Consider the following 1,370-nt stretch of genomic DNA (forward strand, 5'->3'; position numbering starts at 1 on the left):
CTAGGGTCCGTCCTTAAAGTTGGCGTGGTTGATGTGGTGTGATTCTCGGTTGTGGTGCGTAGGCACGAGTTGACCGAGGAGTAGTGGGGGGTGATCGAGCCGTTGCTGCCGGTGTTGGGAGTGAAAGGTCGTCCGCGTGTGGATGACGGCGGGTGATCAACGGCATGTTGTACAAGGCCAAGACGGGGTTGCGTGGCTGGAGCTGCCCGAACGCTACGGGCCGTGGAAAACGGTCTGCAACCGGTTTGGCGGTGGTCGCGCAACGGCACCTTGGGCATGCTCGTGGCGAAGGTGCGTGTGGTCGCCGGGACTGTCGAGCCCCGGGTTGAGTGGAGAGTTTGTTCCGTGGGATCCGACTGATGCCACGGCTTCGGTTCGGGCCAGCCGCTGGGCATAGCGGATCGCACGATATTGGACTCCCTGGTCGCTGTGATGGGCCGGCCCGGTCAGGTCGGCGCTGTCGCGTCGGCGACGTCAGATCGCCATCTGCAGCGCGTCCAACGCCAGATCGGTGTAGAGGGAGGTGGCGAGGTGGCGACCTGCCGGCCCACCACCAGCCGCGAGAACACATCGAGCACGAAAGCCGCATACACCCAGCCTGTTGACGTGCGGATATAGGTGATATCGGCAACCCACAACTCGTTCGGGCGCGAGGCGGTGAAGTCCCGCTCGACCAGGTCGGTAGGCCGCCCGGTCTCCGGGGCCGGCCGGGTGGTCCGCGGTGACTTGTCGCGTAGCAGGCCCCGCAGCCCGGCGTTACGCATCAACCGTTCAACTGTGCAGCGGGCCACTTCGTGGCCCTGCCGGTTCGTCTCGGCCCACACCTTCCTGACGCCGTAGACGCCGTAGTTCTCCTCGTGGATCCGGGTGATCACCTCGATCAGCTCACCGTCACGCACTGCCCTGGCCGAGGGCGGGCGGGTCTTGGCGGCATAGTAGGTCGGCGGTGCGATCTGGGCCGGCGTCTGCTCGAGCGCCTCCGGAACCGGCTGGACACCGTGCTCGTCGCGGATGGAGTCGACGAACTCGACCCTCATCGCGACGGACGGTCCAGCTCCGCCGCGAGGAAAGACGCCGCGGACTTCAGGATCTGATTCGCCCGCCGCAGCTCACGGTTCTCCCGCCCCAGCTCCGCAATCCGCGCCTGCTCCACCGAAGTCGGCCCCGGCCGCAGCCCCTCGTCACGCTCCGCGCGCGTCACCCACGTCCGCAACGCTTCGGGATGAACCCCCAGCTGGTCAGCGATCCCCTTCACCGCACCGCTACGCGAGGCCGGGTCCTTCCTCGCCTCGATCACCAGACGCGTTGCCCGCTCACGCAACTCGTCGGGGTACTTCCGTGGTGCCACCATGACTTCGAATCCTCCGGGT

General features: G+C 66.6%; 2 protein-coding genes. Both read right to left on the reverse strand.

Features of this window, described 5'->3' with window-relative positions; translation table 11 throughout:
* Positions 1–446: 446 nt before the first annotated feature.
* Positions 447–1,037, reverse strand: a complete 591-nt coding sequence (locus tag GVY64_RS36920; protein ID WP_159851323.1) for an IS3 family transposase — start codon at positions 1,035–1,037, stop codon at positions 447–449.
* The coding region (locus GVY64_RS36925) for a transposase (protein ID WP_236567551.1) at positions 1,034–1,370 on the reverse strand (337 nt) is incomplete at its 5' end. The genes GVY64_RS36925 and GVY64_RS36920, both read right to left, overlap by 4 nt.

The organism is Nocardia sp. CY41 (assembly GCF_009829325.1).
In the GTDB taxonomy this organism is placed as follows: domain Bacteria; phylum Actinomycetota; class Actinomycetes; order Mycobacteriales; family Mycobacteriaceae; genus Nocardia.